2 protein-coding genes are annotated in these 3,035 nt (G+C 42.4%); both read left to right on the top strand.

The window, feature by feature from the left end; translation table 11 throughout:
- Window positions 1-668: glycosyltransferase family protein (locus tag F6K20_RS31705; RefSeq protein ID WP_502708905.1), on the top strand; the 668-nt coding region annotated here is incomplete at its 5' end.
- A gap of 123 nt (window positions 669-791) precedes the next feature.
- The gene (locus F6K20_RS31700; RefSeq protein WP_287297398.1) at window positions 792-2,876 is read left to right on the top strand and encodes a glycosyltransferase; all 2,085 of its coding nucleotides are present in this window, start codon (window positions 792-794) and stop codon (window positions 2,874-2,876) included.
- Window positions 2,877-3,035 lie beyond the last annotated feature (159 nt).

The raw sequence follows: 3,035 nt of genomic DNA, 5'->3' as shown, positions 1-3,035 counted from the left end.
GTGATTCTGTGGGAGCAGCATTTACGGGTTATGAAAATATCAATGAGAAAGGAAAGATAATTTTCTCCCAACAAGTCTATGGAAAAGACACGGGTATCCATCAGGATTGGTTGTGGAAGATTGGCACTTCCAATGTCTTGAATCCCTGTGCAGTTGTGATTCGTCGCTCTACTCATGAACATCTGGGGTGTTACGATCCGGAGAACACTTATACTCCTGACTGGGAACTTTATAAGCGCATTGCTAGTTTTTATGATTGGTGGTACGAAGGCGATATTTTGGCACGTTACCGTGAGCATGATAATAATATGACCAGTGAACTGATATTATCTGGAGCTCAAGCAACGTCTATCCGCCAGGGGATTGAAATTTCCGAGAGCTATCTTCCTGCTGAGCATTGTGCAGCAATTACAGCCAAAGCTCGTAACCATTACTTTAATTATTGTCTAAACCATATGGTAATTCCCCTAAAGGCTGGGAATCTTTCTGGTGCATTTCGTCTGCTCCAAGAGGCACTCAAAATTGATCCGTCTCCTCAAGCTGTGGAGAAATTATTTACTTGGCTAACTAAAGCCGAAGCTGCTCCCTTACGGGATGAGATTGCTTCAAAGTTGCGATCGATTATGTTGAATCATAATTCAGAGAGTTTTTACTTTGCTTATCCCTAGTTAGATATAGGGTTTTTATCTGGGTTGTGAACACACTTATTGCCTTTACCAAGGGCGACTATGTTCACAACTCTATACAATTAACAATTGATAATTACCAATTAAAAATTTAGGATTACAACAGTGACACAACTTTCTGAAGCACTTCAAGTTGCTCTTCAATATCATCGAGGCAATCGCTTGGTCGAAGCTGAGCAAGTTTATCGTCAGATTCTGGCAGGAATACCTAACCAACCAGATGCCTTGTATGGGTTAGGAATGCTAGCACAACAGGTAGGTAAGTACCAAACTGCTGAGGAGTTTTTCAATACAACCCTCCTTGTCAATCCGGAGTCTTTCAAGGCTTGGTTCAGTTTAGGCAATTTGCGTCAAGCTCAAGGTCAATTGTCAGAAGCAGTGGAAGCTTATCAGCGAGCGTTAGCTCTACAGCCGAACTCGGTAGCGCTTTACAACAACTTGGGCTATGCTCTACAACAACAAGGCAAGTGGGAAAATGCGATCGCATGCTATCAAAAAGCTTTGGAGATTCAGCCCAACTGTGCTGAAGCTGATGTGAATTTGGGTAATGCTCTCTACGCTCAAGGCCAGCTTTCCCAAGAAAAACACGCCTACTACGCTGCCTTAAATCACGATTTGGGCGTTACTCGGAAAATAGGAGGCGATTTGAAGACTGCGGTGGCTTACTACCAGAAAGCGATCGCAATACAGCCAGACTTGGTAAACAGCCATTATACCTTGGGAGTTGCTCTCCAAGAACAAGGCAAATTAGATGATGCGATCGCGTCCTATAACAATGTCCTCAAACTCAATCCCAGTAACACTGTAGTCTACACCACTTTAGTCCAAAATAAATTAGCTAGGATTGACCGAGAGCAAAACAAATTAAATAACAAATTAAATAACCAGTTAAATGGAGCAGATTCTAATAAACGATTAAAGATAGCATTTGTATGTCAACCCTTTGTGATGACATCGTTTCCAAATCCGATGGATTCCATCGGGATTTTGACCTATGAATTCGTGCGTCTTTTAGTTCAAGATGGTGATGTTATTGTCTATACACCAGGAGAACGCTTTAATACGGCAAATCATGACGGAGTAGACTATCGATATATTCCCATAGGCCGGGATAAAAAACTGCTAAACTATCTGGAAAAAATTCCAGGATTCCAGAATCAAAAACGTCCTATATTTGGATCCAAACTCTATTACCTAGTATATATTTTACAGGTAGCAAATGACTTGAAAAAACAGCAATGTGATGTTGTTCACATTCACAACTTATCTCAGTTTATTCCAGTGATACGAGCTTTGAACCCAGGAATAAAAATTGCCCTGCACATGCATTGTGAGTGGTTGACCCAACTCGATCACAAAATTCTAGAAAAGCGGCTTAGTAAGGTAGATTTAGTTATTGGTACTAGTGAGTATATCACAGCAGGGATTCGCCAGCGTTTCCCTAAATTTGCCGAGCGCTGTCAGCCGGTTTTTAATGGGGTAAACCTTGATCGCTTCATGAATTTCTATGTCAGCGATAATCAGCAAAATGGCAGCACAAAAAATCGTGCTAAACGATTACTATACGTGGGGAGAGTATCTCCAGAAAAAGGCTCCCATGTCTTATTAGAAGCTTTTAGAAAAGTGCTCGAGCGCTGCCCTGAAACCAAACTTGATCTCGTTGGTCCTGTAGGTGCATTACCCTACGACTATCTTGTCGGATTAAGTGATGACTCCAAAGTGGCAGAGTTAGCATCATTCTACGGTGATGAAAGTTGGACAGGTTACCTGAGACGATACCTGTCCGAATTGAATGATCACTTTGGTGCTGATCTAGCCAGCCAAGTATCCTTCACTGGCTCCCTTCCTCAATCTAAGTTAGTCAATTATTATCAGCAGGCAGACATTTTTGTATTTCCGTCAGTATGTCACGAAGCATTTGGGATGCCAATTGTGGAAGCTATGGTCGCAGGTCTTCCCATTATTGCTACCCAAGCTGGTGCTTTTCCTGAGATTGTGGAAGATGGTAAGACAGGTCTGCTGGTTGAACGGAGTAATGCTGATGCTTTAGCAGACGCCATCTTGCAACTTCTTTCTGACCAAGAACTTAGAACATCCATGGGACAAGCTGGACATCAGCGAGCGGTTGAACTATTTTCTTTCGAGAAAGTTGTTGATGATTTACTTACGCAGTACAAGACTATTCTTTGAGGCGTTACTTAATTGAAGTATGAATGCGCGATCGTTTGGCTTTGCTAAAGCCCCCTAAATTCTCCAAACTCCCAAACTTGGGGGGCTAGGGCGTGTCTTCTTGCCTCGGAGATCCCCCATTATCCCCCTTAAAAAAGGGGGACTTTGAGTATGGATCCC

Source organism: Moorena sp. SIO2C4 (genome assembly GCF_010672485.1).
Lineage (GTDB): Bacteria > Cyanobacteriota > Cyanobacteriia > Cyanobacteriales > Coleofasciculaceae > Moorena > Moorena producens.
This window is presented reverse-complemented; position numbering and strand designations above follow the sequence as displayed.